The sequence below is a fragment of the Streptosporangium sp. NPDC002544 genome, assembly GCF_040295965.1.
Classification (GTDB): domain Bacteria; phylum Actinomycetota; class Actinomycetes; order Streptosporangiales; family Streptosporangiaceae; genus Streptosporangium.
Map to the genome: position 1 here is coordinate 81675 of NZ_JBEOWJ010000010.1, position 25654 is coordinate 107328.

28 protein-coding genes are annotated in these 25654 nt (G+C 69.3%); 19 read left to right on the forward strand and 9 right to left on the reverse strand.

Features of this window, described 5'->3' with window-relative positions; translation table 11 throughout:
• The first annotated feature begins 194 nt into the window (after window positions 1-194).
• Complete coding sequence (locus ABT061_RS17125) at window positions 195-836, forward strand: hemerythrin domain-containing protein (RefSeq protein ID WP_350918030.1); 642 nt, start codon at window positions 195-197, stop codon at window positions 834-836.
• A gap of 127 nt (window positions 837-963) precedes the next feature.
• Here ABT061_RS17125 and ABT061_RS17130 read toward each other — a convergent pair whose 3' ends face one another.
• A complete protein-coding gene (locus tag ABT061_RS17130; protein ID WP_350918033.1) occupies window positions 964-4284 on the reverse strand; it encodes an ATP-binding protein in 3321 nt (1106 codons plus the stop codon).
• Window positions 4285-4339: 55 nt separating this feature from the next.
• Here ABT061_RS17130 and ABT061_RS17135 point away from each other — a divergent pair, with 55 nt between their 5' ends.
• The 6 genes from ABT061_RS17135 to ABT061_RS17160 all read left to right on the forward strand — a co-directional run bounded on the left by ABT061_RS17135 (window position 4340) and on the right by ABT061_RS17160 (window position 7940).
• Window positions 4340-4654 (forward strand): hypothetical protein, encoded by a 315-nt coding sequence (locus tag ABT061_RS17135; RefSeq protein WP_343964889.1) that lies wholly within the window; start codon window positions 4340-4342, stop codon window positions 4652-4654.
• Between the two features lie 259 nt (window positions 4655-4913).
• Window positions 4914-5162 (forward strand): hypothetical protein, encoded by a 249-nt coding sequence (locus ABT061_RS17140; protein WP_350918036.1) that lies wholly within the window; start codon window positions 4914-4916, stop codon window positions 5160-5162.
• 228 nt (window positions 5163-5390) lie between these two features.
• Entirely contained in the window at window positions 5391-5789 is a 399-nt protein-coding gene (locus ABT061_RS17145; RefSeq protein ID WP_350918670.1) for a YciI family protein, read from the forward strand.
• Between the two features lie 3 nt (window positions 5790-5792).
• Window positions 5793-7052, forward strand: a complete 1260-nt coding sequence (locus ABT061_RS17150) for an RNA polymerase sigma factor (protein WP_350918673.1) — start codon at window positions 5793-5795, stop codon at window positions 7050-7052.
• Window positions 7053-7197: 145 nt separating this feature from the next.
• A complete protein-coding gene (locus tag ABT061_RS17155) occupies window positions 7198-7620 on the forward strand; it encodes a YchJ family protein (protein ID WP_350918039.1) in 423 nt (140 codons plus the stop codon).
• Window positions 7621-7682: 62 nt separating this feature from the next.
• Window positions 7683-7940, forward strand: coding sequence for a hypothetical protein (locus ABT061_RS17160; protein WP_350918042.1), 258 nt, complete (start codon window positions 7683-7685; stop codon window positions 7938-7940).
• 151 nt (window positions 7941-8091) lie between these two features.
• On the opposite strand, the gene ABT061_RS17165 is transcribed toward ABT061_RS17160, so the two are convergent.
• Window positions 8092-8688: an RDD family protein gene (locus tag ABT061_RS17165; protein WP_350918045.1), complete on the reverse strand. Its 597-nt coding sequence runs from the start codon at window positions 8686-8688 to the stop codon at window positions 8092-8094.
• Between the two features lie 222 nt (window positions 8689-8910).
• On the opposite strand from ABT061_RS17165, the gene ABT061_RS17170 reads away from it, so the two are divergent.
• The 5 genes from ABT061_RS17170 to ABT061_RS17190 all read left to right on the forward strand — a co-directional run bounded on the left by ABT061_RS17170 (window position 8911) and on the right by ABT061_RS17190 (window position 11796).
• Complete coding sequence (locus ABT061_RS17170; RefSeq protein WP_350918048.1) at window positions 8911-9174, forward strand: hypothetical protein; 264 nt, start codon at window positions 8911-8913, stop codon at window positions 9172-9174.
• Window positions 9175-9308: 134 nt separating this feature from the next.
• Window positions 9309-9617, forward strand: a complete 309-nt coding sequence (locus tag ABT061_RS17175; RefSeq protein WP_350918051.1) for a hypothetical protein — start codon at window positions 9309-9311, stop codon at window positions 9615-9617.
• 12 nt (window positions 9618-9629) lie between these two features.
• Window positions 9630-10391 (forward strand): DUF6745 domain-containing protein, encoded by a 762-nt coding sequence (locus ABT061_RS17180; protein WP_350918054.1) that lies wholly within the window; start codon window positions 9630-9632, stop codon window positions 10389-10391.
• A 10-nt stretch (window positions 10392-10401) separates the two neighbouring features.
• Window positions 10402-10839, forward strand: a complete 438-nt coding sequence (locus tag ABT061_RS17185) for a DUF8820 family protein (protein WP_350918057.1) — start codon at window positions 10402-10404, stop codon at window positions 10837-10839.
• A gap of 108 nt (window positions 10840-10947) precedes the next feature.
• The gene (locus ABT061_RS17190) at window positions 10948-11796 is read left to right on the forward strand and encodes a hypothetical protein (protein WP_350918060.1); all 849 of its coding nucleotides are present in this window, start codon (window positions 10948-10950) and stop codon (window positions 11794-11796) included.
• A gap of 225 nt (window positions 11797-12021) precedes the next feature.
• Here the strand turns inward: ABT061_RS17190 and ABT061_RS17195 are convergent, their stop codons facing one another.
• From ABT061_RS17195 to ABT061_RS17205, 3 genes are all read right to left on the reverse strand, one after another.
• The gene (locus ABT061_RS17195) at window positions 12022-12318 is read right to left on the reverse strand and encodes a MoaD/ThiS family protein (protein WP_030921820.1); all 297 of its coding nucleotides are present in this window, start codon (window positions 12316-12318) and stop codon (window positions 12022-12024) included.
• Window positions 12315-13430, reverse strand: coding sequence for a WD40/YVTN/BNR-like repeat-containing protein (locus ABT061_RS17200; RefSeq protein ID WP_350918065.1), 1116 nt, complete (start codon window positions 13428-13430; stop codon window positions 12315-12317). Before ABT061_RS17200 ends, ABT061_RS17195 begins: the two co-directional genes overlap by 4 nt.
• Window positions 13431-13670: 240 nt before the next feature.
• Window positions 13671-14633: a LysR family transcriptional regulator gene (locus tag ABT061_RS17205; RefSeq protein WP_502991449.1), complete on the reverse strand. Its 963-nt coding sequence runs from the start codon at window positions 14631-14633 to the stop codon at window positions 13671-13673.
• A 69-nt stretch (window positions 14634-14702) separates the two neighbouring features.
• Between ABT061_RS17205 and ABT061_RS17210 the strand changes: the two genes are divergently transcribed.
• Together ABT061_RS17210 and ABT061_RS17215 are read left to right on the forward strand one after the other, a co-directional pair.
• Window positions 14703-15995 (forward strand): MFS transporter, encoded by a 1293-nt coding sequence (locus ABT061_RS17210; protein WP_350918071.1) that lies wholly within the window; start codon window positions 14703-14705, stop codon window positions 15993-15995.
• A gap of 103 nt (window positions 15996-16098) precedes the next feature.
• A complete protein-coding gene (locus ABT061_RS17215) occupies window positions 16099-16653 on the forward strand; it encodes an SMI1/KNR4 family protein (protein ID WP_350918074.1) in 555 nt (184 codons plus the stop codon).
• A 123-nt stretch (window positions 16654-16776) separates the two neighbouring features.
• Here the strand turns inward: ABT061_RS17215 and ABT061_RS17220 are convergent, their stop codons facing one another.
• On the reverse strand, window positions 16777-17064 hold the full coding sequence (locus tag ABT061_RS17220) for a DUF6204 family protein (RefSeq protein ID WP_350918676.1): 288 nt from the start codon (window positions 17062-17064) through the stop codon (window positions 16777-16779).
• On the reverse strand, window positions 17061-17714 hold the full coding sequence (locus ABT061_RS17225) for a TetR/AcrR family transcriptional regulator (protein WP_350918077.1): 654 nt from the start codon (window positions 17712-17714) through the stop codon (window positions 17061-17063). The genes ABT061_RS17220 and ABT061_RS17225 overlap by 4 nt, the downstream gene beginning before the upstream one ends.
• Before the next feature lie 275 nt (window positions 17715-17989).
• Here ABT061_RS17225 and ABT061_RS17230 point away from each other — a divergent pair, with 275 nt between their 5' ends.
• Together ABT061_RS17230 and ABT061_RS17235 are read left to right on the forward strand one after the other, a co-directional pair.
• Complete coding sequence (locus tag ABT061_RS17230) at window positions 17990-19420, forward strand: Ig-like domain-containing protein (protein ID WP_350918080.1); 1431 nt, start codon at window positions 17990-17992, stop codon at window positions 19418-19420.
• A 421-nt stretch (window positions 19421-19841) separates the two neighbouring features.
• Window positions 19842-20666, forward strand: coding sequence for a hypothetical protein (locus tag ABT061_RS17235; protein WP_350918083.1), 825 nt, complete (start codon window positions 19842-19844; stop codon window positions 20664-20666).
• A gap of 299 nt (window positions 20667-20965) precedes the next feature.
• On the opposite strand, the gene ABT061_RS17240 is transcribed toward ABT061_RS17235, so the two are convergent.
• Entirely contained in the window at window positions 20966-21517 is a 552-nt protein-coding gene (locus ABT061_RS17240; protein WP_350918086.1) for a TetR family transcriptional regulator, read from the reverse strand.
• A 179-nt stretch (window positions 21518-21696) separates the two neighbouring features.
• On the opposite strand from ABT061_RS17240, the gene ABT061_RS17245 reads away from it, so the two are divergent.
• The 3 genes from ABT061_RS17245 to ABT061_RS17255 all read left to right on the forward strand — a co-directional run bounded on the left by ABT061_RS17245 (window position 21697) and on the right by ABT061_RS17255 (window position 24451).
• Window positions 21697-22872, forward strand: coding sequence for an NAD(P)/FAD-dependent oxidoreductase (locus tag ABT061_RS17245; RefSeq protein WP_350918089.1), 1176 nt, complete (start codon window positions 21697-21699; stop codon window positions 22870-22872).
• Between the two features lie 75 nt (window positions 22873-22947).
• Window positions 22948-24162, forward strand: a complete 1215-nt coding sequence (locus ABT061_RS17250; RefSeq protein ID WP_350918092.1) for a cytochrome P450 — start codon at window positions 22948-22950, stop codon at window positions 24160-24162.
• A gap of 73 nt (window positions 24163-24235) precedes the next feature.
• Complete coding sequence (locus ABT061_RS17255) at window positions 24236-24451, forward strand: ferredoxin (RefSeq protein ID WP_350918095.1); 216 nt, start codon at window positions 24236-24238, stop codon at window positions 24449-24451.
• A gap of 43 nt (window positions 24452-24494) precedes the next feature.
• Here the strand turns inward: ABT061_RS17255 and ABT061_RS17260 are convergent, their stop codons facing one another.
• Complete coding sequence (locus tag ABT061_RS17260; RefSeq protein ID WP_502991450.1) at window positions 24495-25649, reverse strand: RNA-guided endonuclease InsQ/TnpB family protein; 1155 nt, start codon at window positions 25647-25649, stop codon at window positions 24495-24497.
• Window positions 25650-25654 lie beyond the last annotated feature (5 nt).

The following is a 25654-nucleotide window of genomic DNA, read 5'->3' on the forward strand; positions in this document are numbered from 1 at the left end:
ACCGCCGCCGGCGCCCCGGATCCGGCCTCCGCCCGGGAGCCCCCGGCGGCCACCCCGACGGGCACCGGGCGGCGGAAAGGGCGCCTCCCCACGCCGAGGGGCCTCGTCCTACCAAGTAGCCGCCAAGTAGCTCATAAGAGGGCTGCCGCATCGTGGTCGGGTAAGCGACCGCACCGCTCAAGGAGCCCTCCGAAATGACCCCGGAACTACTGGGATTCCAGATCACCCACCGCGCCATGCGCGCCGACGCCCGCCGCCTCGCCGACCTCGCGACCCAGCTGACCGAGGGACGGCAGGTAGCCGATCCGGCCCGCGCCCGCGCCATCGCCGAATTCATCACGACCATGAACCACGGCATCCACCATCACCACACGATGGAGGACGAGGTGCTCTGGCCCGTCCTCGAACGGTCCGCCGGAGTCGAGGTGGACCTGCGCGACCTCAGTGACGACCACGCCGACCTCGACCCGCTGCTGACCGAGATCAACGGCCAGGCCGCCGCGTTCGCCTCGACCGGCGACGCCTCCGCACTCGCCAAGTCCCTCACCCGGCTGGCCGACATGCTCGACGAGCACATCACCGAAGAGGAGCGGCTGCTCTTCCCGATCATCAAGAAGTACGTGTCCGTCGCCGACTGGGAGACGGTCGAGACGGCGGTACGCAAGGGCGGGAACATCAAGATCGATCTGCCGAGGATCGAGCAGTACGCCAGGCCCGACGAGCTGGCCCGGCTGCGCAAGCTCGCCGGTCCCATGCTGACGCTGATGCTCTCCCTGTTCCGGCGCGGCCACCGGCGCCGTCAGCGGCTCGTCTTCGGCCCTCTCGCCGGTCTCTGATCCGGGCCGCACTACATGGCCGTCCCGGAGCGCCTGCCTGCGCGGCATGAGCCGGATCATGCCCACAGATCCATGTGTGATCCGGCGGCCGGGCCCGGTGTGCCCGCTTCCGCCCCGAGCGGGCCGTCTACGCCTGGTTCGAGCCTCCCGCCGAGCTCTGGCCCCCACTCCCCGCGAGTGCCTCCGCCGCCCTGCGCGCCCAGTGCGGCGAGCCGACCCGCTCGGCGACCCGCACCGCCTGCTTGTAGTGGGTACTCGCGTCGTGTCCGAGGAAGGCCGCCAGGTCGCCCAGGATCAGGGCGACCGGCCCCAGCGTGATCGACCCGGAGTGCATCCCGGCCAGCTCGCCGTCCCAGGGCAGCAGCGTCCGGTAGCAGCCTTCGGCCACCGCCCGGTCGCCCAGCGCGATCGCGCTCTCCCCGCGCAGTCCCTGCCATAGGAGCCAGTAGTAGTCCAGACGGGGCTCCAGAGCTGGTGCCCAGTAGGCGCGCGCCTCGTCCACCCTGCCGTCGGCGACCAGCGCCCGCACGACGATGTCCGCCATCTCCTCGGGAAGGGAGGAGTGCAGCGTCAGCAGCTCCGCCATGTCGTGCGGCACGCCACCCGCCAGCCGGGCCACGAACCGGCCCAGGGCGCCGATGATGTGGCCGCTGGTCCCGCCCGCGGCCATCATCCGCTCGCCGATCGCCAGGTAGGACCGTTCCGCGCCCTCGAAGTCGCCCTTGACCAGCATGACCAGTGCGTCGATCATGGACAGCACGCTCAGCGCCAGTCCGAGCTGGCCGGTGGTGGAGTGCTCCAGGGCGCGGTCCGCGTGCCGCCTGGCCGCGGCCAGGTCGCAGCGGCCCAGGCTGACCATGGACAGGGCGTGGTGCCCCTGCATGGCGTACCCGGGCAGCCCGTCGCGGTCGCCCAGCTTGACCAGCTCCCGGCCCAGCACCTCCAGCTCGTCACGGCGGTCCGGGATCAGCAGCACGAAGTAGCGGGCGTTCAGGGCTAGGCGGACGAGGTCGCTGCGGCCCAGCCGCCGGGCGATCACAACCGCCTCGGCGCTGTAGGCCAGGCAGCGCTCGTCGTCGTGCCCCTCCAGCTCGAAGACGAGCGTGGCCAGCAGCCGGCAGCGGGTCTCGTCGTCGGCGCCGTCCAGCGCCTGCACCAGCGCGTCGACGAGCGGCTGGTCCACCTGCCTGTTGGGCTGGATCGACCAGGTCACCGGGGCGTCGTAGGCGGTCAGCGCCCGGTTCAGGCCGCCGCCCAGCCGCCGCGCGAGGGCGATGGCCCGCTCCCGGTTCTCCCTGGCGGCCAGCACGTTGCCCTCGTGCGCCTGGACCTGCACCAGAGAGCAGAGCAGGTCGAGCCGGAGCGCGTCGTCGTCGGCGAGATCCAGCGCCCCCCGGTAGAACGCCCCGGCCTCCCGGTAGGAGTGCATGCCGCGCGCCTGCTCGGCCGCCGCCCTGGCGTAGAAGACCGCCCGCCCCGCCGAGGCCGCGGTGGCCGCGGCGAGCGCGTGGTAACCCAGCGCGGTGACCTCTCCCGGCCGGACCCGTTCCAGTGCGCCGACGGTCCTGCCGTGCAGGCGCATGCGGCGCAGTCCCGGCGTGTCCTCGTACAGCGTCTCCCTGACCAGCACGTGGGCGAAACGCACCCGGCCCGGCGCGGGCTCGGTCAGCAGCCCGGTCAGCACGCCCGCCTCCAGCCCTTCGAGCACGGTGTCCTCATCGGAGCCGTCCAGGGCGAGCAGCACGTCGACGTCGACGTCCCGCCCGATGATGGCCGCGTCCCGCAGGGTTCTCTGCGCCATCGCGGGCAGCCTGGCGATCCTGCGCCTGATCAGGTCGCGCACGCCCGGCGGCAGCGCGCGGGCGGCCGAGGTGCCGTCCGTGGTGATCAGCCGCGCGGTCTCGCAGACGAACAGCGGGTTGCCGCCGGTGCGCTCGGCCACGGTCCGCGCGGTCACCGCGTCCACCTCCCGGCCCGAGCGCTCACGCAGCAGCAGCGCCACGTCCTCGTCACCGAGCCCGTGCAGGTCGAGCCGGTGGGTGTCGCGCCCGGCCAGGGCCGCCCAGGTCGTCCCCAGGTGGTCGACGGCCTCGGTGGGCCGGTAGGTCGCGACGATCATGATGTCGGCCTCGGCGACGCCCGTGGCGAGGTGGCGCAGGAGCTGGAGCGTCTCGCTGTCGGCCCGGTGCACGTCCTCCATGACCACCAGCAGCCGGGTGCCCTGCCCGACGATCTGGGACAGGTAGTCACCCACCGCCCGGGCCAGTAGGAACAGTCCCGCCGGCGGGGCGTCGTCGTCCAGCAGCGGCGCCAGCCGGGCGGCCAGGTCGTCCCGGGGCGGCCGGTCCGCGGCCAGGGCGCGCAGCACCTCGCTCCACGCCCAGGCGGGCGGCGCCCCGCCCTCGGTCTCCGGGCACTGCCCGGTCGCGGTCAGCCAGCCACGTGCCGCCTGCCGCCTGGCGAAGGCCGCGGCCAGCGCGCTCTTGCCCGCCCCGGGGTCTCCGCCCAGCCAGACCGTGCGCAGCCTGCCCCGGTCGGCGACCGCCTGCAGCGTCGCCATCTCCTCGGTACGGCCCACGAGGTCGGGTACGGGGGCGGTGGCCAGGTCCGGCGCGTCCAGGTCTCGCTCAGACCTGTCCTGTTCCGGCTCCCCCACGGCGACCCCATCGGCACCGGAGGCGGGCGTGGCCGGGCGGTTCAGTGAGTCGGCGTGGGCGAGGATGTCGCCCTCCAGCGCGCGCAGCGCGGGACCGGGGTCCACCCCCAGCTCGTCGGCGAGGGTCTCACGGGCCTTCCTGATCGTGGCCAGGGCATCGGCCTGCCGACCGGCCCGGTAGTAGGCCAGGGCGAGCAGCCGGACGGCGTTCTCCCTGAGCGGATGGGCTCGGACGTGCTGCTCAAGCTCGATCTCGGCGTTGCGGCCGAGCACCAGCAGCGCCTCCGCCCGGTGCTCCACGGCGACCAGCCGCAACTCGTCCAGCCGTACGGCCTCGGGCTCCGCCCATTCGTCGTCGGCGAACTCCGCGTAGGCGGGCCCCTGCCAGAGCGCGAGTGCCCGGTCCACCGCCTCCAGTGCCCGCGCCCCGTCTCCCGCGGCGAGCGCGGCCCCGGCGGCGTCGACCAGGCGGGGGAACAGCCAGGCGTCCACCCGTTCGGGCTCCAGCCGGAGGCGGTAACCGGGTGCGGCACTGACCAGCACCGTGGCGGGCGTGCGCGGCAGCCGTCCGGGTTCGAGCACCCGCCGCAGGTTGGACACGTAGACCTGGAGGGCGGCCAGCGCCTTGGGCGGGGGTTGCCCGCGCCACAGGTCATCGATGAAACGATCGGTGGAGACCACGTGCCCACCCGCCGCGACGAGCCTGGCCACCACGGCCCGCTGCCGGGAGGTGCCGAGGTCGACCGGATGGCCGTTGATCTCCGCCTGAAGCGGACCAAGAACTCGCAACATAGCAAAGGGCAGGATAAGCGCCCTCGGACCGCGTTTGGTGAACATTAGGAGCAGAATGCTGCAAGACCGTCGCAAGGAAACGATCCGGGCGCTCGACGAGAGCGACCGGCCGCACCTGTACTGGCACGGGGTGGACGGCGACGGCCACGTATGGCTGTTCGAGACCGTCATCGACAGCGGCGGGGAGTACTGGCCCGTGCGCCACGCCGAGCTGGGCTCGGACGGCGTGGCCCGCACGTACTCGTGGAACCATATCGAGGACGAGCACGGCTTCCTGGCCGAGGGCCCGATCTATCCCGGCGACTTCGGCCTGAACTCCTTGACCTCCGAGGAGTTCGAAACCCTGTGGGCCGCGCTCAGCGGGCGATGAGATCTTCCCCTGGAGGGCTCCTCCCGCCGCCCGGGCAGGGCCCTCGGGGTGGCCGGAGCTGTCGAGTGAGCTCAAATCCGGACATTTACCGACTACACGCGAAGCTAACGGCCAAAAAGCGCATACAACATCTCTTTCTATTGATTTTCGAATGTTTTCGATCACTACTCGGTAGTAGTTCCGGCCCCGCCGTAAGTCCGGCACATTGAGATGACAAAGCGGGTTATTTCGCATATGGGCATGGGGGTAGGTTGCTCGCATGAGCGGAACGCCCGGCCTGAGAATGGCAGCCTCGGACATGACCGCGCTGAGCCTGTGGACCGCCGACGCGGTGGTGCTGTTCGACTGGCTCATCAACGTGGACCTTGACCAGATCCCCGTCCAGCACCTGGCACAGAAGCAGGCCCTGATGGACCTCCTCCAGCAGCTCGACCGGAGCGTCCCCGGCTACACCCACGCCGACATCGAGCAGGCACACCGGCTGCTGACCCGCGAGATGGGCCTGTAGTCCCGCCCGCTCCCCACCTCCGGCCACCGCGACGAGCGGGACCGGGACCCCGCCTGCGGTGCTGGACACCCACCCCGTAGCGGCTCGCCGGGGTGTGCCGGGTGAACTCCGGCAGATTTTTCCGCACGGATGTCCGGCAGAATGTCGAGAACGGCTGGGTCTGCTTCTACCTGTGGGTGAGAGCACCGAGAACGGCGCTCGAACGTGAGGAGCGAAGACGTGAAGTACATGATGTTGATGCAGTTCAGCGGGCAGCTGAAGGACGAGGTCCCGCCGATGCACACCTGGCCCGTCGAGGACGTCCGGGCCCACATCGAGTTCATGCACGACACGAACAGGAAGCTCACCGAGGCCGGGGAGTTCGTGGACGCGCAGGGACTGGCGGCCCCGGACCAGGCCAGGATCGTCCGGGCAGGCGAGGGCGGCGCCGCCGTCGTCACGGACGGCCCGTTCCCCGAGACGAAGGAGTTCCTGATCGGCTACTGGATCATCGACTGCGACAGCCCCGAGCGCGCCGTCGATCTCGCCGCGTACGTCTCGGCCGCGCCCGGCCCCGGCGGCAAGCCGCTGAACATGCCGATCGAGGTGCGCGAGGTGATGTCGGCAGCCCCGCCCGAGGAGCTGTGACCACTGGACAGCCCGGCCATCGACGACCTGCTGCGCCAGCTGGTGCCGCAGGTCGTCGGCGTGCTCACCCGCCGCTTCGGAGACTTCGCCGCCGCCGAGGACGCGGTCCAGGAGGCGCTGCTCGACGCCATCGCCCAGTGGCCGGCGGAGGGCGTACCCGCCAACCCGCGAGGATGGCTCATCCAGGTCGCGTACCGCCGGATGACCGAGCAGGTGCGCAACGAGCAGGCCCGCCGCCGCCGGGAGGAGCTGGTGGCCTCGCAGGCGCCCTCCGAGCCGCGTACCGCCCCGCCGGCGGACGACGCGCGCGCGAGGGATCGGGACGACACGCTGACCACGCTGTTCCTCTGCTGTCACCCCGCACTGACCCCGGCCTCGGCGATCGCCCTCACCCTGCGGTCCGTGGGCGGCCTGACCACCGCCGAGATCGCCAGGGCCTTCCTGGTGCCCGAGGCGACCATGGCGCAGCGGATCAGCCGGGCCAAGCAGCGCATCAAGGCATCCGGCATCCCCTTCGGCATGCCCGCTCCCCAGGAACGGGCGCGGAGACTCGGCTCGGTGCTGCATGTGCTGTACCTCATCTTCAACGAGGGCTACGCCAGCAGCGCCGGCCCCGACCTGCAGCGCGTGGAGCTGTCCCGCGAGGCGATCAGGCTGACCAGGACGGCTCACGACCTGCTCCCCGACGACCGCGAGGTGGCCGGGCTGCTCGCGCTGATGCTGCTCACCGACGCCCGGCGCCCGGCGCGGACCGGCGCGGACGGCACCCCGATCCCGCTGGCGGAGCAGGACCGGAGCCTGTGGGACGGCAAGGCGGTCGCCGAGGGGATCGCGCTCATCACCGACACCCTGGCCAGGGGTGCGGTCGGCCCCTACCAGCTCCAGGCGGCGATAGCCGCGGTCCACGACGAGGCGCCGACGGCCGAGGAGACCGACTGGCCACAGATCCTGGCCCTGTACGGCCTGCTGGAACGCATGTCCGACAACCCGATGGTCTCGCTCAACCGCACCGTCGCCGCCGCCATGGCGCACGGCCCCGCGACCGGCCTGGAGATGCTCGGCGAACTCGAAGACCGCCTGTCGGGACACCACCGCTTCCACACCGCCCGGGCCCACCTGCTGGAGATGGCCGGTGACCTGCGGGCGGCCGTCGACGACTACCGCGCGGCGGCGAGCCGCACGACGAGCGCCCCGGAGCGCGACTACCTCACCACCCGCGCCGCCCGGCTCAGCGCCGCGGACCCCCCGGACCGGCGGGCCTGAGCCACGGTGACTCCTCCGCCCCCGAGGGGAGCGGCTTCTCGCCTCCCTCGGCCGAGGTGGACGACGGCCAGGCCCTGACCGTTTCAAACAAGCGATTCACCTGCCGGGTAAGCTCGGCAGTCCCCGCACTGAACATGATGGAGCCATGTCCCCGCGCACGCCACGCCCGCGACCGGTCCGCGCCACTCCGGCGACCTGCCCCTGCGGGCTGCCCTCGGCCTACGACGACTGCTGCGGCCGGCTGCACCGCGGGGAGATCAAGGCGAGCACCGCCGAGCAGCTGATGCGCTCCCGCTTCAGCGCGTTCGCCGTTCACGACGAGGCGTACCTGCTCCGCAGCTGGCACCCCACGACCAGGCCGCCCGGCATCGACTTCGACCCCGGGCTGCGCTGGGTGCGCCTGGACATCCTCGGCGGCACCGAGGGCGGCCCGTTCTCCACCGCGGGCACCGTCGAGTTCCGCGCCCACTACACCGAACGCGGCCGTCCGGGCGAACTCCGGGAGAACAGCCGTTTCGTACGCCACGACTACGCCTGGGTCTACCTCGACGGCAACGTCGGTAAATAACCAGACATCATCAAGATCCCGAGTTATCCGAAAAAACCGCGGCAAATCCATATGATCGCTTCATGCGATCGGGACACAGCACGGCACTGGCGATGCTCGGGTACGTGCTGGGCGCCCTCGCCGCGACCGTACTGGGCCAGTGGGCGTACCAGAACCACCAGGAGCTGCTCGGCGAGACCATGATCATGTCCGCCCTGCTGTGCCGGCTGGCGTTTCTCTTCGGGCTTGTCCGCCTCGCTTTCCGAGGAGTGCGCCGCCTCACCCGCACCTCCGCGCGCGCCCATGCCTCCGCACGACTTTCGCCGACGCCGAAATCATAAGAAACCCGCTCATCCCAACCGGCAAGGAGCTCGGCATCCCGAGGGAGGATTACCGCTTTTCATCCACTTATCTTCAACAAAACGGCAGGGGCTCCACATAGCCCGTTCCCGTGACCTGTGCGCGGATCAGGCCCGTATTCGCCGTGGCGGGCTACATCCACACCAGCGCGGAGACGATTATGAGGACAGCGAGAAGGATGAGGACGACGCCCAGGCCGAACAGGGATCCGGATCCTCCGGACTTTTCCCGGGCGGGGCTGCCGAGGTCGACCACGACGGTTTCAGCGATCACGTCATGCAGGCATCGGCGCTTCGCACCGAACACACACAGCGGATCGACCAGGCTGATCAGCACGCCGAGGTAGGGCACCAAGGTCAGGACGGGGTAGACAAGAGCGCGCATTCCCGCCTGACGGAAGCCGGGCGGCTCTCCGGTCACGCCGGACACCACCTTCAGACGCCAGAGCCGCTTGCCGAGCGTCTGCCCCCACAGCGCGTGCTGCAGCCAGAAGTAGACCGCGAGAAGGACCGTGACCGAGACGTCGATCGGCCAATAAGGGTTTCCCGCATAGGGGTTGAGATAACCAACGAGAGTCGATTCATCGGACACCTCGTAATCAGTACTGAACAGCGCGCGGACCGGTAATACCACTGCGGCAAAAATCAAACCGTCTATGATCGCGGCCACCAAACGGTGACGTCTCGCGGCGAGAGTCCACGTTGTCGGAGCATGGGGGGTGGTTGTCATGCCGATCAGTGTGTCGCACGACCCACCGGTCCTCAAACGGTGACCTGGACGACCCGCGAAGCACTTTCCGGCATGGCATCATTCTGTAGGTTCAGCAGTTCCCTCGTATTGGCATGTTGTGGCGCCACCAAACCCATGGCCGGTGATCGATGACCACGAACAGGAACCGTCCGATCCGCCGCTCACACGGCCCCGAACAGCGCGACTGGAAAGCTCGCGGATATGGGTGGCGGCAGCGTTTCGGACAGCGATGCCGAGATCTTTCACATCTTCGGCGCCACCCGTGACTGCGACTGCCGCTGGCGGATCCTCGTGGACTGGAGCAGTCAAGGCAGGAAGGGAACCGCGACCATCGACGACAATGGCCGGCCTTTCCGTACCGTGGGCATCAAAGACCTGCCTGGCTACGAGGTGGCGGACGGGCCGTCCGGCACCTACCGGTGGAAGCATCGCCCTTCCGCTCCGGATCCCATCCCACTGCGCTGACGACCCGGCCCGCGTACCTGGAAACGTCACGCCTGCCGCGCGGCGTCCGGCCTCGTACGCGGTGGACAGGCACCGCGTCGATCTGTCACCATTCCGGACATGATCGTAAGAAAGGACGACGCCACCCTCATCCGGTGAGCGTTCTCGTGCAGCGGGAAGCTGCCGACATTCGTGAAGAATGGCTGGGCCGGGCGTTGTCGACGCTGCCCGCCGACCGTCCGGCCGCAGAGGCCGCCATCTCCGAGCTGTACCGCCTGATCGGGGTCGCTCCACCACGTTTCCACTGGGTCCCCTCGCCGGTCACGGCCCTGACAACCGTCCCACCGGGGATACGTACCCGGCCCTCGGAGACCGCCGACCAGGTGTCCGCGTGGCCACTGCCGTCACGGTTCTCCTCGCTGATGAGACAGCTGTGCCTAGCACTCGACGCCCAGGTCAGATAGGGCCATCAGTCGATGGACCAACTGATCCGCCAGAAGGTTCGCAGCCCGCTCGCACTGTCCACCGAAGGTTCACTCCGCATGCCGCTGCTGGCGGCGCACGACTCGCGACACCGCTTTCGGGACACCTGGTACGACACCCAGTGCGTCTCCTGGATCGCCCACTACGACGCTCTCCGCCGGGCGGCCGGCGTGCCCTTCACTCCCGAGCAGAACCGGCGGCTCGACCTGTGGGCGGCGGTGGCCCGGTCAGGTGGCTGGTGGTGGCCTCGTGAAGGTGCGTGCGTCATCTCCGAGCGCCCCGTCACCATGCGCACGGAGGTGTGCGGCGACGACGGCGAGGTACGGCTGCACAGCGCGGACGGCCCCGCGGTGCGGTACGCCGACGGGTGGGACGTGCACGCCTGGCACGGGACACGGGTGCCCTCCTGGGTGATCACCGATCCGAGCGTCCAGCGGATCGCGCGGGAGGCCAACGTCGAGGTCAGGCGGTGCGCGATCGAGCGCATCGGCTGGGCGTCCTACATCGACCGGGCCGGGCTGCGGCTGGTCGCCTCCGCACCGGACCCCGGCAATCCCGGTTCGGAACTGCGGCTCTACGACATGCGCAGGGAGACCAGGGTGCTCCTCGCGGTCAACGGGTCCGTCGAACGCGACGGACGCCGCCGCCGGTACGGGCTGACCGTGCCGGGTTTCCTCGACGATCCGATCGCCGCCGCCGGCTGGACCTACGGGCTCTCCGCCGAGCAGTACTCCCTTCTTCTCCGCCGAACCTGAGGTGACTTCCATGACCGTGACTCTCGCTTCGCTCTCCCGGCAGACCGGACTCGCCGTGCTCGACCACCTTGAGCGGTCGGCAAGCATCCCCGTCGTCCACGGGCTCCAGGCCCAGGGCGACCTCATCGTCATCCCGCTCCCCGTCATCGCCTCCTCCGTGCGGGTCTGGCCCGACTCTCGCTGGACGGACGTGCCCGCCGAGGGGGTCGAACTGCTCCGCGGCGCGGCCGGGGGCAACCCGCACACCCTCGTCGCCGACCCGGGCACCTGCCGGTGGACGACCCACGTGCTGGACTCCGACCGGCTGGCGATCGGCGTCTTCGAGACCTCGGCCGTCGCCTACCTGCTCCACCCCGAGCACGGCGCCACCGGCTGCCCACCGGGCAGCTACGTCATCCGGCGGCAACGCGAGCACGAGGGACAGCGGGCCCGCCTCGTGGCGGACTGAACAACGCAGGTCGAAGGCACGGCGGACCAGGCCGGGGAAGGAATGGGGCCGCCGTGCCCGCCCCTCGCTGCTACGGTGGCCCCTCTTCTCCATGACTCAGGAGCCGTCTTGCGAAAAACGATTTGGTTCCTCTCGTTGGTGCTGCTGCTGTCCGCATGCGGTTATAACGGCATGTCGCCGGGAGAGTTCCAGGATCGCGCCCGTGAGGTGGCGGAGCGCTGGCATGGCTCCAAGGAGGACCGCGCATGGCGGACAGGCTTCGTCCCACTGGACGATCTCGACATCCAGCCGCGCGAACGGATTCCTGACTGGGTGCCCCTGAGCGTGCACAACGGCGCGTGGTCCCTTGACGTCGATCTGCCCGCGGATACCCCGCCCAGCAGGCGAATGAGCTGGCCGGACGGCTCCACGCTGACGGTTCCGCTGGTCACGGCTGCGACGGCGTACGCGGAGCGGAGCAAGGCCGCCGACTTCATCGACGAGGAGTGCCCGCCGGACGGCTGCACCCCTCTCCGGGTCACCGGCGCCGAGCTCGGCGAGGTGCCGCTGCGCACCAGCCGAGGGACGATTCAGGTGCCCGCCTGGCACTTCACGGTGCAGGGCGTCAAGGAAAGGTTCAGCCGGGTGGCGGTCCACCCATCGCGGATCAGCCCGCGCCCGGCCCTGAAAGAAGGTGAGCACGAAGAGGTGATGGCCTTCGACCTCACCCCGGCGAAGCCCCGGGACCTGCTTCTCCGGTACGGTCACGGCACCTGCGACCAGATCCACGGCGCCCGCGCCTACGAGACCGAAGACCTGGTGGTGGTCGACGTGGACGAGGAAACCAGCGACCGACTCTGCAACCTGATGCTTCTTATCGCCCGGATCACCATCACGCTCGACAAACCCCTGGGCAACCGACTCCTGCTCGACTCCGGAACCGGACTGCCGGTACTGCCGGAAAAGGACGCTCACTAAAATCGAAGAGCCGGTTAATCATCGAACGGCGTGCGCGTGGAGTCAGAATCGGAACCGCGTCCAGCGTTCGAGCCGCGCAGTGGGCAGCAGCCGAGATCTATCCGCGTGCCGGCAACCCGGCACTTCCCGTACGCCCCGAACAAGCGGAGTTGCTGCGGCTCTTCGCACCCTGGAAGCCCAGGTCAGAGATTCGTCCCTGCCTGGGCTTCTCGTCGTCCGTACCGCCTACCCGCCCGCCATGGCTCCCACGACCATGAACGGCTCGGCCCCCGTTGCGACCGGCTCGGGCAACGGGGTGTCCGGCAGTTCGTGGGACAGATCCTGTTCGCAGGCGAAGAACCTCACGAACGGTCGACGCCGCTGCGTGACGTGATCACGGATCGTCCCGCGCAGCATCGGATAGCGGGCCTCAAGCGCGTCGAGGACCGAGCGCTGCGTGACCTGCCCCTGAACGTCGATCCTCACCTCGCTTTCGGCACGTGCGAGGTTCCGCAGATGCGCCGGGAGCACGACACGGATCATGTCAACGTTTGGACTTCGACCGACAACACGGCCGGAAGGTCCCGGGCGATGGGCGCCCAGCTGTCGCCGGCATCGGCCGATGCGTACACCTGTCCGCCGGTCGTACCGAAGTACACGCCGCACGAATCCAGCGAGTCGACGGCCATCGCGTCCCGCAGCACGTTGACGTAACAGTGGCTCTGCGGCAACCCCTTCGTGAGCGGCTCCCATTCGTTTCCGCCCGTCCTGCTGCGGTACACACGGAGCTTTCCTTCGGGCGGGTAATGTTCCGAGTCGCTCTTGATCGGAACGACATAGACGGTGTCCGGCTCGTGCGCGTGGACAGCGATCGGGAATCCGAAGTCGCTGGGCAGGTCGCCGCTGATCTCGTACCACGACTCACCGGCGTTGTCACTGCGCATGACGTCCCAGTGTTTCTGCATGAAGAGCACCTCTGGACGCGACCGGTGCATCGCGATGTGGTGGACGCAGTGACCGACCTCGGCATCCGGGTCAGGAATACCTTCGGATCGCAGGCCGCGATTCATCGGCTGCCAGCTCTTGCCGGCGTCGTCCGTTCTGAACACACCCGCAGCCGAGATCGCCACGACGATACGCCCGGGATCGTGCGGGTCTGAAATGATCGTGTGCAGACACATCCCACCGGCGCCCGGTTGCCAGGAAGGCCCTGAGCGATGGTCGCGCAGCCCAGGCAGTTCCTGCCAGGTCTGCCCGCCGTCCACCGAGCGGAACAGAGCGGCGTCTTCAACCCCGGCATAAACCGTGTCCGGATCGGTCAGCGAGGGTTCGAGATGCCAGACTCGTGCGAACTCCCATGGATGCGGCGTGCCGTCGTACCACTGGTGCGTGCCGGGGACACTCGCGTACTGGAACTGGTTACCGACCGGTTCCCACGTGGCACCGCCGTTGTCGGAACGCTGGATCAACTGCCCGAACCAGCCACCGGACTGCGACATGTACAGCCGGGACGGATCAGCGGGAGAACCCGTGAGGTGGTAGATCTCCCAGCCCCCGAAATGAGGGCCACTGATGTCCCACCGCTCGCGCCTGCCGTCCGACGTCAGGATGAACGCGCCTTTGCGCGTGCCAACCAGTACTCGTACACCACTCATCGGCGTTCCTTTCCGACCTTGGTGCCAAGCTGTGTCGGCACTGCGGCCACGCTCCTGATCGGCTGACCGGACTCGGAGTCGACTCCATTCACGACATGCCCGCCACGGTCGTGGCCACGACGCTACGGCAGCCCCCCGACAAAATCGCCGCACGCCGCGGCGACGGACCAGCGGCGTGATGGTAAAGGTTCCCGGCGCCGGAAGTCGGCCCGTCATCGACGATCGCAGACGCGGCGGCGTTCAGCGCCGAATCACCCAGCCCGGCGCCCAGGTCCCGGCGGCGTCGTGGCCGGCCGCTGCGGCGGCGAGGTGGGCACGGAGGGTGGCCAGCGCCGGGTGGGGGTTGTCGCGGCGCCACAGGAGCGAGTGCGGGTAGACGGGCGTCGGGTCGGTCACCGGGATGCGGCGCAGGCCGTGGTCGGCGGGCCAGACCAGGCGGGTCTGCTCGCCCATGAAAGTGGCCAAGGCCGGGGTGTCGGCGATGGTGTCGAGGAGCGCGTCGGAGCCGAAGTTGGGGCCGGTCGCCTCGATGGTGAGGCCGAACTCGGCGACGAGATCGTCGTAGTAGGCGGCCCACTCGGTTCCGGGGACGATGCCGGGCATCCAGATCCGGTGCCCGGCGAGCTGAGCGACGGTCACCGACCGGGCACCGGCCAGCGCGTGGGCGGGCCCGGTGAGGAGCTGGAGCACCTCGTCGAGCACCCAGACGGACTCGACGTCCTCGGGAAGGGGCCGGCCGGGCACGGCGACGGCACGGAAGGACGCGTCGATCGCCCCGGACCGAATGGCGGCGAGGGCCGTCTCGACATCGAACAGCATCACCACGTCGAGCTCGATCTCGGGGTGCGCGCGGTGGAAACCGCGCATCAGGCCCGATGCCGCGCTGCGCGAGGCGATCACGTCGACGCGCAGCGGACGGCTGCCGGGGCGCACGGACGCGACCGCGCGCTCGGCGACGCGCAGCAGCTCGCGCGCGTGGGGCAGGAACGCCTGCCCGTCGATGGTGAGCCGGGCCCCGCGCGCGGTGCGGGTGAACAGCCGCACGGCGAGGTCCTTCTCCAGCCCGGCGATGCGCTTGGAAACGGCCTGCTGGGTGATCGACAGACCTGCGGCGGCGTCCTGGAACTGGCCGGTGTCTACGACGGCGACGAACGTGCGCACAGCATCGAGGTCCACACCGACCGACCTTAGTGCACAACTCATGGTTGTGTGACTCCGCTCTTCTGGTTGTTTGACCTGCCTACTAGCTGCGCGTTTTGATCTCTCAAATCAATGGATGGTTGTTCCCTGGAGATGGCGGGGTGCGCGTTGGGAAGGTCGCTGGGGCGGCGGTTCAGGTGGTTCTGGGCCGCGTATGCGGTCAGCACGTTCGGCACATGGCTCGCGTTCGACGCGTTCGCCCTGATCGCGATTCTCGCTCTGGACGCAGGGCCCACCGAGGTGTCGGTGCTGGCCGCCGCGGGGCTCGCGGTCGGGGCGGTGGTCGCGGTGCCGCTCGGGCCGTGGGTGGAGTTCCGGCGCAAACGGCCGGTGATGATCACGATGGACCTGATCCGGTTCGCGGCGCTGATGAGCGTTCCCGCCGCCTACGTGCTCGGCTGGCTGAGCTTCGCCCAACTTCTGATCGTGGCGGTCGTTGTCGGCGCGGCCGACATCGCCTTCACCGCTGCGAGCGGAGCATGTCTGAAGGCGCTCGTCCGGTCCGAGGACCTGCTCGTCGCGAACGGGCGGTTCGAGGCCACGGCCTGGACCGCCACCGCGCTCGGGCCACCGCTCGGTACCGCCGCGATCGGGCTGGTGGGCCCGGTGACGAGCGTGGCGGCCAACGCGGTCAGTTTCCTCCTCTCGGCCGCAGGGATCCGCGCCATCGGCGGGCGGGAGCCACGTCCCGCGCGAACCGCCGCACCACCCCGGCCCGGAGCCGGCGACCTGCTGGAGGGATGGCGGTACATCCTCGCCAGCCCGGCGCTGCGCCCGTTGTTCTTCAACACGGTCCTGGTCAGCGGCCTGATCATGGCAGCCTCGCCGTTGCTCGCCGTCCTCATGCTCGGTGACCTCGGGTTCGCCCCCTGGCAGTACGGCCTCGCCTTCGGCGTCCCCTGCGTCGGCGGCCTCATCGGCTCGCGACTGGCCCGCCCGCTCCTCGCCCGGTTCGGACGGCACAAGGTCATGCTCACCGCCGGGACGCTGCGCGCGTGCTGGTCACTCGGATTGGCCTTCGTCAGCCCCGGCCCTGCCGGGCTCGTCCTCGTCATCGCCGTCGAACTCGGGCTGATCACCTGCATGGGCGTGTTCAACCCGGTATTCGCTACCTACCGGCTCGAACAGCTCCCGTCGGACCGGGTCGTCCGCACGCTGTCCGCCTGGTCGATCACCAGTAAAGCCACCGTCGCGGCCATGACCGGACTGTGGGGCCTGCTGGCCGACCTCACCAGCCCCCGCACCGCGATCGCGATCGCCGGTCTCCTCCTTCTGGCGACCTCACTCCTCCTCCCTCGGCACGACCGCACCCCCCAACACAAGAACGCCGACCGGGCGCCGCGGGAAAGGCGAACACTCGCATGAGCACCACCCCCGCACACACGTCGGCGGTGTCGCCCGGCTGAGCGGCCTGTCGCTCCTCGGGATGCGTGCGAGTCCGTCGTAGGCGGCTGGCAGGATCCTCGCCATGACAGACATCGATGATCTCCTCCGGCGCGTGTCCGTGAAGGCGAGTGCGACCGAGGAACGACTGCCTCACACCGCGACGGCGGAAGAGGTGGCACAGGCGGAGAGCATCCTGGGGTTCGAGCTTCCCCCGCTGCTCGCACGGCTCTATCGCGATGTGGCCAACGGCGGTTTCGGCCCGGACTACCAGCTCTTCCCGCTCCGGGGAGAAGGGCGTACCGCCGTGGGCGTCTATCACGAGGAACGCGCGACATCAGAACGTGGCGAGAAGGCGCACTGGCCGGTGGATGTCCTGCCGATCCTGGACTGGGGATGCGGCATGTACGCCGCCGTGGACTGCCGGAGCCCCGAGGGCACCGTGCTGCTCTTCGAGCCGAACGGGATCGAGGACGACTGGCACGACGCGTGGTACGTCGACACCGAGAGTCTGGCCGGCTGGCTGGAGGCCTGGGTCGCGGAAACGGGTTGGTACGAGGAGGACGCCGACGAGGACGGTGAGATGCGGCGATGGGAGACGGCTCGGCAGCGGCTGTCAGAGAGCGATGTCATCGGCTAGGTGGACATGGCGGGGGTGCGCCTGGATCGGTAGCCCGAAGCCGAGGGGATGTTCGGTGGCGGCGGATCACACCTGCCGGGTAAGGCAGGGGCCGACGTGACAAGGGCGGCGCGGTTCAACGGCTCACTCCCGTCGGCCTTTCCGGCGGATCTTGATATGGCGCATGTCCGTCACCGCGACGTGGAGAACCTGATACGGGTGGCCATGCGCGTCCAACGCCGCCGTCGCCTTCCGGACGGCATCGTTCTCGCCGTCATCCGGGCCCGCGGGCACCTGGCAGCGGAAGGTGAAGGCCGAAAGACTCGAGTCGTGGGTGAAGGCTCCCGCCTCGGTGAAGGCGGCGCCACCCGCGGCCAGGACGGCGGCGCGACCGGCGTCGTTCAGCCCGTCGAACTTGCCGCGGATCATCACTCTGAACAAGGTTGTTCCTTTCGTACGGCATAGCGGAGAACGCGTTCGCCTAGCAGGTCCTCGAAGGCGTCCAGGAGGTCCAGCACGGCCTCGGCGATCGCGTCGGGGTTCTCTCCCGCCGTGGTGCGTCTGCCGATCTCGGCGTAGACCAGCGAGTGGAGACAGCCGAGTTGCCAGGCCACCATCCGGGGCAGTGGGTCGTCCGGCGCGGTCCCGGTCTCCTCGGCGAGGGTGTCGGCGAGGGCGTCGGTCATCTGCTGGGCGAGATCGCCCAGCCGGGCGGTAAGCGTGGGGGCGGCCAGCATCATCTCGAGGACGCGGCCGAACCCGTCGGTCAGCCCCAGCTTGCGGTCGCGCCGCCGCACCTCCTCACGCAGCCCGGTCAGCACCGCCCGCACGGCGGAGGCACCGGACGGGCGCTGCCGCACGATGTCGGCGAGCCGCTGCGGGGAGGCCTGGTCCGGCGGCAGGACGAGGTCCTCCTTGGCCGGGAAGTAGTTGTAGAGGGTGTTCACGGACACCTCCGCGGCAGCGGCGACCTCGGCGATCGTGACGCGCTCGAAGCCCCGCTGCACGAACAGGCCGACGGCCACATCGGAGATGCGCTGCCGCGTCTGCCGCTTCTTCCGTTCCCGCAGCCCTTCAGACATGGCCGGAAGTCTAACTTCACTCCAAATATGAAGTCGAGTGCAATTTTGACATGGACTACGTTCTTACCTCGACCCGTCCTCCCAGTTCATCCGCGCCGGAGGCTTCCCCCTGGACGTTCCACCTCCCCGATGCGCGGCGAGCACCGCAGGCCCTGTCTGCGACACGAAGATCACGCAGCCCATCACCTGACGCGATGAATCGAACACAGAGAGTAGCTTCACTGTGAAGTCGATCTACGAAGACATCCCTAGGACAGACTGGGAGTTCAGCGTTGATGTCACAACGATCCGGATCCGCGCTCACCGCGCTGGCCTGCGCCCTGTTGACACTGCTGGCCACATCGGGAACGCAGGTGGCGGCCAGTGCCGACACGCACGCCGCCACCACCGCACGGCAGGCTGTCACGCAAGCCGCCGCGCCCTGTATCCGGCCAGGGCAGACGACCTACCCCGTGGACTACTACTGGAAGAACGCGTTCGGCATGAGGCTGGGCAGCGGGTCGGTCTCGGTCGACACCTCCCCGTCCCTGTGGGGCGGGCAGATCACACCGGGCGACACCTTCACCCTCACACTGGCGCACCGCACGACCCAGTGGCCGCTGCTGGTCAGGAGCTACACCACCACGTGGGACCTGTCGTCACTGCTGGCCAACGCAGATGTCGTCGGCCAGTCGGGGACCGGCACCATCAGCGGCAACACCCTGTCGATCACCTCGCCGGGTACCAAGACCGACCCACCTGCGAAGGTCATCACCTTCCGGGTCAGGCAGGGCACCATCGGGAGCGGCATGACCATCCGGCCGACCGGGATCAGCAGCGTCATCGCCGCTCCGGGCCAGCTCGGAGGCAACACACCCGCTCCCCCGATCCAGATCGTCGGCGGGCAGTCCATCTCGCCCACCAGGGCCGTAGACGACACCGCCAGCACCACCGTCACCCGGGGCACACCCGTCAGCGTGCCCGTCCTGGCCAACGACACCGCGACCGCACCGACGATCAGCAGCGTCACCAAGCCCGGCAACGGCACCGCGACGATCTCCGGTAGCAATGTGATCTACACACCCGCCGCGGGCTTCAGCGGCACCGACACCTTCACCTACACCATCACCACCGCCTGCGGAACCAGCACCGCCACGGTCACCGTCACCGTCATCTGCGACTACACACCGGTCAACCTGGTCAACGGCAGCTTCGAGGCGCCACCGGTGGCCACGGTCGACTGGTCCATCTCCGACGCCTCCACCAACCCGAGCGTCGGCTGGCACACCACCGCCACCGACAACAAGCTGGAGTTCTGGCGCGGCGGCGCGAGCGGAGTCCCGGCAGCCGACGGCCAGCAGTTCGCCGAGCTCAACGCCACCCAGGTCTCCACGCTCTACCAGGATCTGCCCACCGTTCCGGGAACACCGATGACCTGGTCGCTGTATCACCGAGGCCGCCTCGGTACCGACGTGATGCGGGTGCTCATCGGCGCACCGGGCGCAACCGTGGCTCAAATCCCCACCGGGGCCTCCTCCCCGGACATCTCCGACGACAACACCGCCTGGGGCCACTACACCGGGGTGTACGTCGTACCTCCGGGACAGACCACCACACGATTCGCTTTCGAGTCGGTGTCGGCTGCGGGAGGCACCCCGACGGCCGGCAACTTCCTGGACGGCGTGGTGTTCGAGGCGCCGACCTGTCCTGCGCGAAAGGCCGGCTGACCGCCGACGCGCATCCACAGTTCCCCGGTGACAGCCGGACATACCTAGAGGAGCCCCGCCGCAGCGTTTCCGCTGACGACGGGGCTCTTCTGCGGTGTGGCAGGGGTAGCGGGCGGTTGCCCGCCGAAACGGTCCTGACCTCTTCGAGGCGAACCGGCACCTGGCACGTCTCCAGGCGGCCGTCAACGGGCCGAGCAGCGTGCCAGTCGAGAGGCGTTGAGCACCGACTCCAGCACGCCGATGCCGTGGCCGACCGCCGCCTGCACCGCCAGGAAGGCCACGACTCGGCTCCCGGAGGAGTCCGGGACTCCACCCGACCGGCTTGGCCCGCATCGGCCGTCGAGGGACACGTTGCGAGACACGTTCGTGATCAAGGTCCGGCAGGATTTCCCTTCCCGTACCGGGCTGAGAGGAAATCACCGTGAAGCGAGTGATCGCGGGCGTCGCCGTGGCCACGGTCACCACGTTCGTGGCCGCGACACCTGTCCAGGCCGCCGCCGCGGATCCGGTCAAGGCGTTGAAGAGCCAGTTCGTCGCGGGCAAGGGGGTGAAGTTCACCGACGTCGTCACCCTGGTCGAGTTCGCCGGGAACACGCCCTACCTCAAGCGCACCGGTTCCTTCCAGTTCGGCAGGACCGGGATCGTCGCCTCCGACGTCAGCGCGAAGCGCACCACTGACGACCCTGGGATACCCAGCGGCATCGTGTGGAGCCTGGGCAGGCCGGAGCGGACGATCAGGATCGGCACCACCAGCTACTACTCCGGCGGCCCCTGGGCGCCGTCGAAGGGCAAGACCTGGATCAAGCACCCGAACGGCATGAACGCCGGCTTCAGTGGCTGGTACGGCCAGCTGGTGAACGTGGCCGAACCGGCGACCCTGAAGGCCCTGATCACGAAGGGGAAGCGAACGGGGCGCACCTACTCGGGCACGATCAGCTTCGGCGCGCTTGAGAAGATCTCCCCCTGGCTGCGGAACGTCAGCCTGAACAGGCTGTCCGGGAACAGTAAGGCCGCGGTGCTGCGCTTCAGGCTCACCCTGGGCTCCGATCAGCTCCCCCAGCGACTGATCACTGTTTATCCGGGGAGTACCCACGTCAGCGCGGCAGTGGGCGAGGACAGGCAGCTCAGCGTTGAGACCCGGTACACCGGGTGGGGCAGCCGGGTGACCGTCAAGGCGCCTCCGGCGAGCAAGGTGGACAACATGGGGAAGCGCGAACCGACCGTCCGGGGCGGCAGCCGGGGGTAGGTCCCGGAACCCGGCTTGAGCCAAGATCGCCGGTGCACCAGGCGTAGCCGTTCTCCACCGGGCCCGCCCCGATCTCGCCGGGGTGCGGAAGGCCGGAGCGATCTCCCCGGCGGGGAACGGCGACGGCGGGTCAGGCCACCCGGGAAGCCGGGGCCATGAAGGTGTCGCCACACCACCTCCGTGGACGCAACCCGTGACGTCTCTGCCGGACTACGCGCCCGTTAGCGGCTCGAACCGTGCGTCGCGGGTGGCGGTCGCCATCTGTTCCGGCAACGCACCCCGCCGACGACACGTGACGATCAGACGTCGATGCCCTTGCGCAGGAGCAGCCAAGCACGGTCGGCGGTCTCACGCCGGGTGTCCGCCGGTATCTTGGCCAGGAGCGCCGCGATCATGCCGATGGCCGTGACCAGGTCGTCGGCGGTGACGTGCTCGCGTACCCGGCCGCTCTCCCGCGCTTCGGAGAGCAGGCCCTCCAGCAACTCCGACACCCGGCCGCGCACATGGATGAGGCGCGCGTCGGCCGAGGCGCTGACCACGTCGATGAACGCGGTCGAGGTGATGGCTCGCTCGGTCATCAGCGCCAGCATGTCGTCGAGGGTGGTGCCGGGCTCGGCGGCGAGCGCTTCGATCTCCCTGACGCCATCCTCGAACACGGCCAGCGCGAGACTGACGCGATCGGGGAAGTGCCGGTACAGGCTGCCCTGGCCGACTCCGGCCGCACGTGCGATCGAGGTGAGCGGCGCATCGTATCCATCGGCGGCGAACACCTCGCGGGCTGCCGCGATCAGCGCCGCCCGGTTCTCCGCCGCGGCACTGGGGCCTCTGTTGGGTCGCCGTGCGCTGAACATGACACCTACCGTAGCAACCGGACTGTATCATCCGGTTTGTTGACTCCAGATTTCGACACCTCTCGACACATGTCAATGACAGGGTCTACGGTAGCAACCGGACGATTCAGTCCGGTTGTGGTGGCACTTCACCACCACGGCGCGCCGCCATCGCCCGCTTCGATCGAAAGGAACCACGCTTGACCAGCCCTGAGAACGTCCTGATCGTGGGCGCTTCGGCAGGCGGCCTCGCCGTGACGGAGGCACTTCGGCGCAAGGGCTACCGCGGCGAACTCACCGTCGTGGGCGCTGAACGGCACCCTCCCTATGACCGGCCGCCGCTGTCGAAGCAGGTGCTGGCGGGCACCTGGGAGAGTGAGAAGGCGCACCTGCGCTCCCGAGACGACCTCGCCAGGCTGGAGGCGGAGTTCGTGCTCGGCGATCCGGCGACCGGACTGGACGCCGCCGCCCGCGAGGTCCGGACCGCCTCCGGCCGCGTACTGCGCGCGCAGACCGTGGTTTTGGCCACCGGCCTGGTCTCCCACCGGCTCCCCGGTCAGGACGACCTGGCGGGCGTGCACGTCCTGCGTACCCTCGACGACGCCCTCGCCCTGCGCCGGAGCCTGACCACGGTGGACAAGCTCGTCGTCATCGGCGAGGGCGTGCTGGGCGCGGAGATCGCCGCCACCGCCTGCGGCATGGGACTCGACGTCACCCTCGCCGGCCTCGGCCACGCCGTCATGGCCGACCAGCTCGGCGGCCTGGTCGGCACGGCGCTCACATCGCTGCACGCCAGTCGCGGCGTCCGGCTCCGGCTCGGCGTCGCCGCCGAGGCCCTCACGGGCGACGACGGCCGCGTCACCGGAGTGCGGCTGGCCTCCGGCGAATCGCTACCCGCCGACGCCGTCGTGGTGGCGATCGGATCCCGCCCGGCCACGGGCTGGCTCGACGGCAGCGGGCTGGCCATCGGCGACGGCGTCGAATGCGACTCACGCTGCCGCGCCGCCCCAGGCGTCTACGCCGTCGGCGACGTGGCCTCCTGGCACCACGAAGGGCTGGGCAGGCGATTGCGACTGGAGAACCGCACCAACGCCGTCGAGCAGGCGCAGATCGTGGCGGCCAACATCCTGGGCGAGGACCGCCCGTATGTCCCCATCCCCTACTTCTGGACCGACCAGTACGACGTCAAGATCCAAGCACACGGCTTCCTCACCCCCGAAGCTCAGCTGAACGTGATCGAAGGCGCCCCCGAGGAGAACCGATTCGTCGCCCACTACAGCGTCGGCGGCCACATCACCGGAGTGCTCGGCTGGAACATGGCCAAGGCCGCCCGGGTGCACCGCCAGAACGTGGTCGAAGCTCTCGCACGGCTGTGAGCGCTCGCGACCCGATGCCGAAGCAAGGTCACACCCCGTCAACGACAACAAGAACGCCCTTCCGAGGAGAAGCCGATGAGCCAGAACGAGCAGGTCCTGAGCTATCCCATGCCCAGTGAGGCGGCGTTGGAGCCGCCGGCGGAGTGGGCGGAGCTGCGCCGGCAGTGCCCGGTCGCGCGGATCACGCTGCCCAGCGGTGACGAGGCGAAGCTGCTGACCCGTTACGAGGACGTCAAGCAGGTGCTGGCCGACCCGCGCTTCACCCGCCTGCTGAACGCGCCCGACGCGGCCCGGCTGTCGGACAACGAATCCGGCGGGGTGTTCAACACCGAGATGGCCCAGATCATCCCCGACAGCGGGGAGGGTCACCAGCGGTGGCGGCGTCTGGTCGGCAAGTACTTCACCGCCAAGCGCATGGCCGCGCTGCGGCCCGTCATGGCGGAGATCGCCGAGCGGCTCATCGACGACATGGTCAAGCGCGGCGGGCCCGGCGACCTCAAGGCGTCCCTGGGTTTCCCGCTGCCCGTGTACATGATCTGCGACCTGCTCGGAGTTCCCGCCGCCGACCGGGACCGCTTCGCCCACTGGTCCGACGCGCTGCTCAACCTCACCCGCTACAGCCAGGCGGAAATGGACGCGGCGCAGGCCGAGTTCGTCCAGTACATGTCCGACCATGTCACCGCCAAGCGGGAGCGGCCGGGCGACGACCTGCTCAGCGCGCTGATCAAGGAGAGCGCCGCCGAGGGGCAAGGTCTGACCGACGTCGAACTACTGGTCACCGGGATGGCGCTGCTGGTGGCCGGGCACGAGACCACCGCGAACATGATCGGCAAGATGGTCTCCATGCTGCTGGTCGACCGCACCCGCTGGGAACGACTGCTGGCCGACCCGTCGCTGGTGCGTTCGGCGGTGGAGGAGTCGCTACGGTTTGACGCCAACTCCGGCTTCGGCCTGCCGCGCTACCTGAAGGAGGAGACCGAGGTCGACGGGACGGTGCTGCCGCGCGGCACCACGGTGATCTGCAGCATGGCCGCTGCCAACCGCGACGAGAGCGTCTTCGACGGCGCCGGCGACATGGACCTGAGCCGCACCCCGAACCCCCACCTGGCCTTCGGCTCCGGCGCGCACTCCTGCCTGGGCCAGTCGCTGGCCCGCACCGAACTGCAGGTCGTGCTCGAGGTGCTGCTGCGCAAACTGCCGTCCCTGCGACTGGCCGTCCCGGCGGAGGAATTGCAGCGGGTGGACGGCCTGGTGGTCGGCGGCCTGCGCGAAGTCCCGGTGCACTGGTGACGCCGCCCCTGCGAGCCAACACGACGCGCGTACGAATGCCGGTGACACCCGGCCGGCCAGAAGGGAACCTTGCATGAAAGTCACCGTGGACGAGGCCAAGTGCTGCGGCGCGGGCCAGTGTGTGCTGATCGCACCAGAGGTGTTCGACCAGCGCGAGGACGACGGCATCATCATCCTGCTGGAGTCCGAACCGGCCGGGAACCTGCACGCCGCGGTGCGTGAAGCCGCCGCCGTCTGCCCCGCGGCCGCCATCGAGGTAAGCGAGAGTGCGTCAGCTTCTCGGCCGTAAACGACCGAGCGTGCAGCTCCTCGCCGTCGATGGGTTCGATGGTTCAGGCCGCGTCGTCGGCAGCGTGACTCACTGCCCAGCCCGCCACACCGCGCGAGGCGATGTTGCGGGCCGCGTTGACGTCGGCATGCTCAGCGAAACCGCACGACGTACAGGAGAAGGTCGCCTGGTCGGGCCGGTTCTTCTTGTCCACGTGCCCGCACGATGAGCAGGCTTGCGAGGTGTAGGCCGGATCGACGTGCACAACGGCGACGCCTTGGCGGGCGGCCTTGTAGGCGATGAAGCCTCCCAGTTGATGGAAGCTCCACGAATGCAACGTGACCCGCTGGGGCTTACGGAGCCGTACCCGGCCACGGATGCCCTGGAGATCTTCCAGGGCGACCCCTTGCCCGGTGCGTGCAGCCTCGGTCACGATGCGTTTGGCGATGGTGTGGTTGGTGTTCGCGGCGAAGCGCGCTTCTTTGCGGCGGCGTTTCCTCAGCAGCCGTTTGGCGGATTTGGTCTGCTTGGCCTGCAGGCGGCGGCGCAGTTCCCGGTGGCGGTGGCGGACCGCGTTCAGGCCCTTGCCGCTGTGGCGAACCCCGCCACTGGTGGTCGCGATGTTGGCGATCCCCAGGTCCACCCCCAGGAATCCGTTCGGGGCGGCGACCGGCCGGTCGGGAACGTCGCAGGTGGCGATGAGGAACCACATGCCATCGCGGTACAGAAGGTCCGATTCGCCCTTGCGGTAGGCGGCCAACGTCTGAAGCTGATCGGCCGAGGCGGTGAACGCCACGCTCTTCATCCGCCCGCACGTGGTCCAGATCGACACCGTCCGCGCGTCCATCCGCCAGGACAAACAGCGGTCGTCGAACGGCTGGGCCGCGCCGGGGCGAAAGACGATCGGCTTGGCCAAGGCCCGCTCGCGCCGCGCGGAGCCGGGCCTGCCCATATTGCCGTTGCGGAGATTGGCGTGCAGCGTGGCGTAGGCGTCGGTGACCTTCTTGATGACATGCTGCGCGGCCTGAGCCGCCAGCCCGTAGTCGTCCTTGATCTGCCCGTAGACGTGCCTGCGCAGGTCGTAATTGCGAAACACCCGCTGGTGGTGGGCGAGCGCCGCCACCCAGGTGGCCGCGTCGTTGACCGCGTGCAGGGTCGCCTGCAGCGCCGCCGCCTGCTCGGGCGTCGGCAGGAGTCTCACCTGCACCACCAGCTTCACCTCGA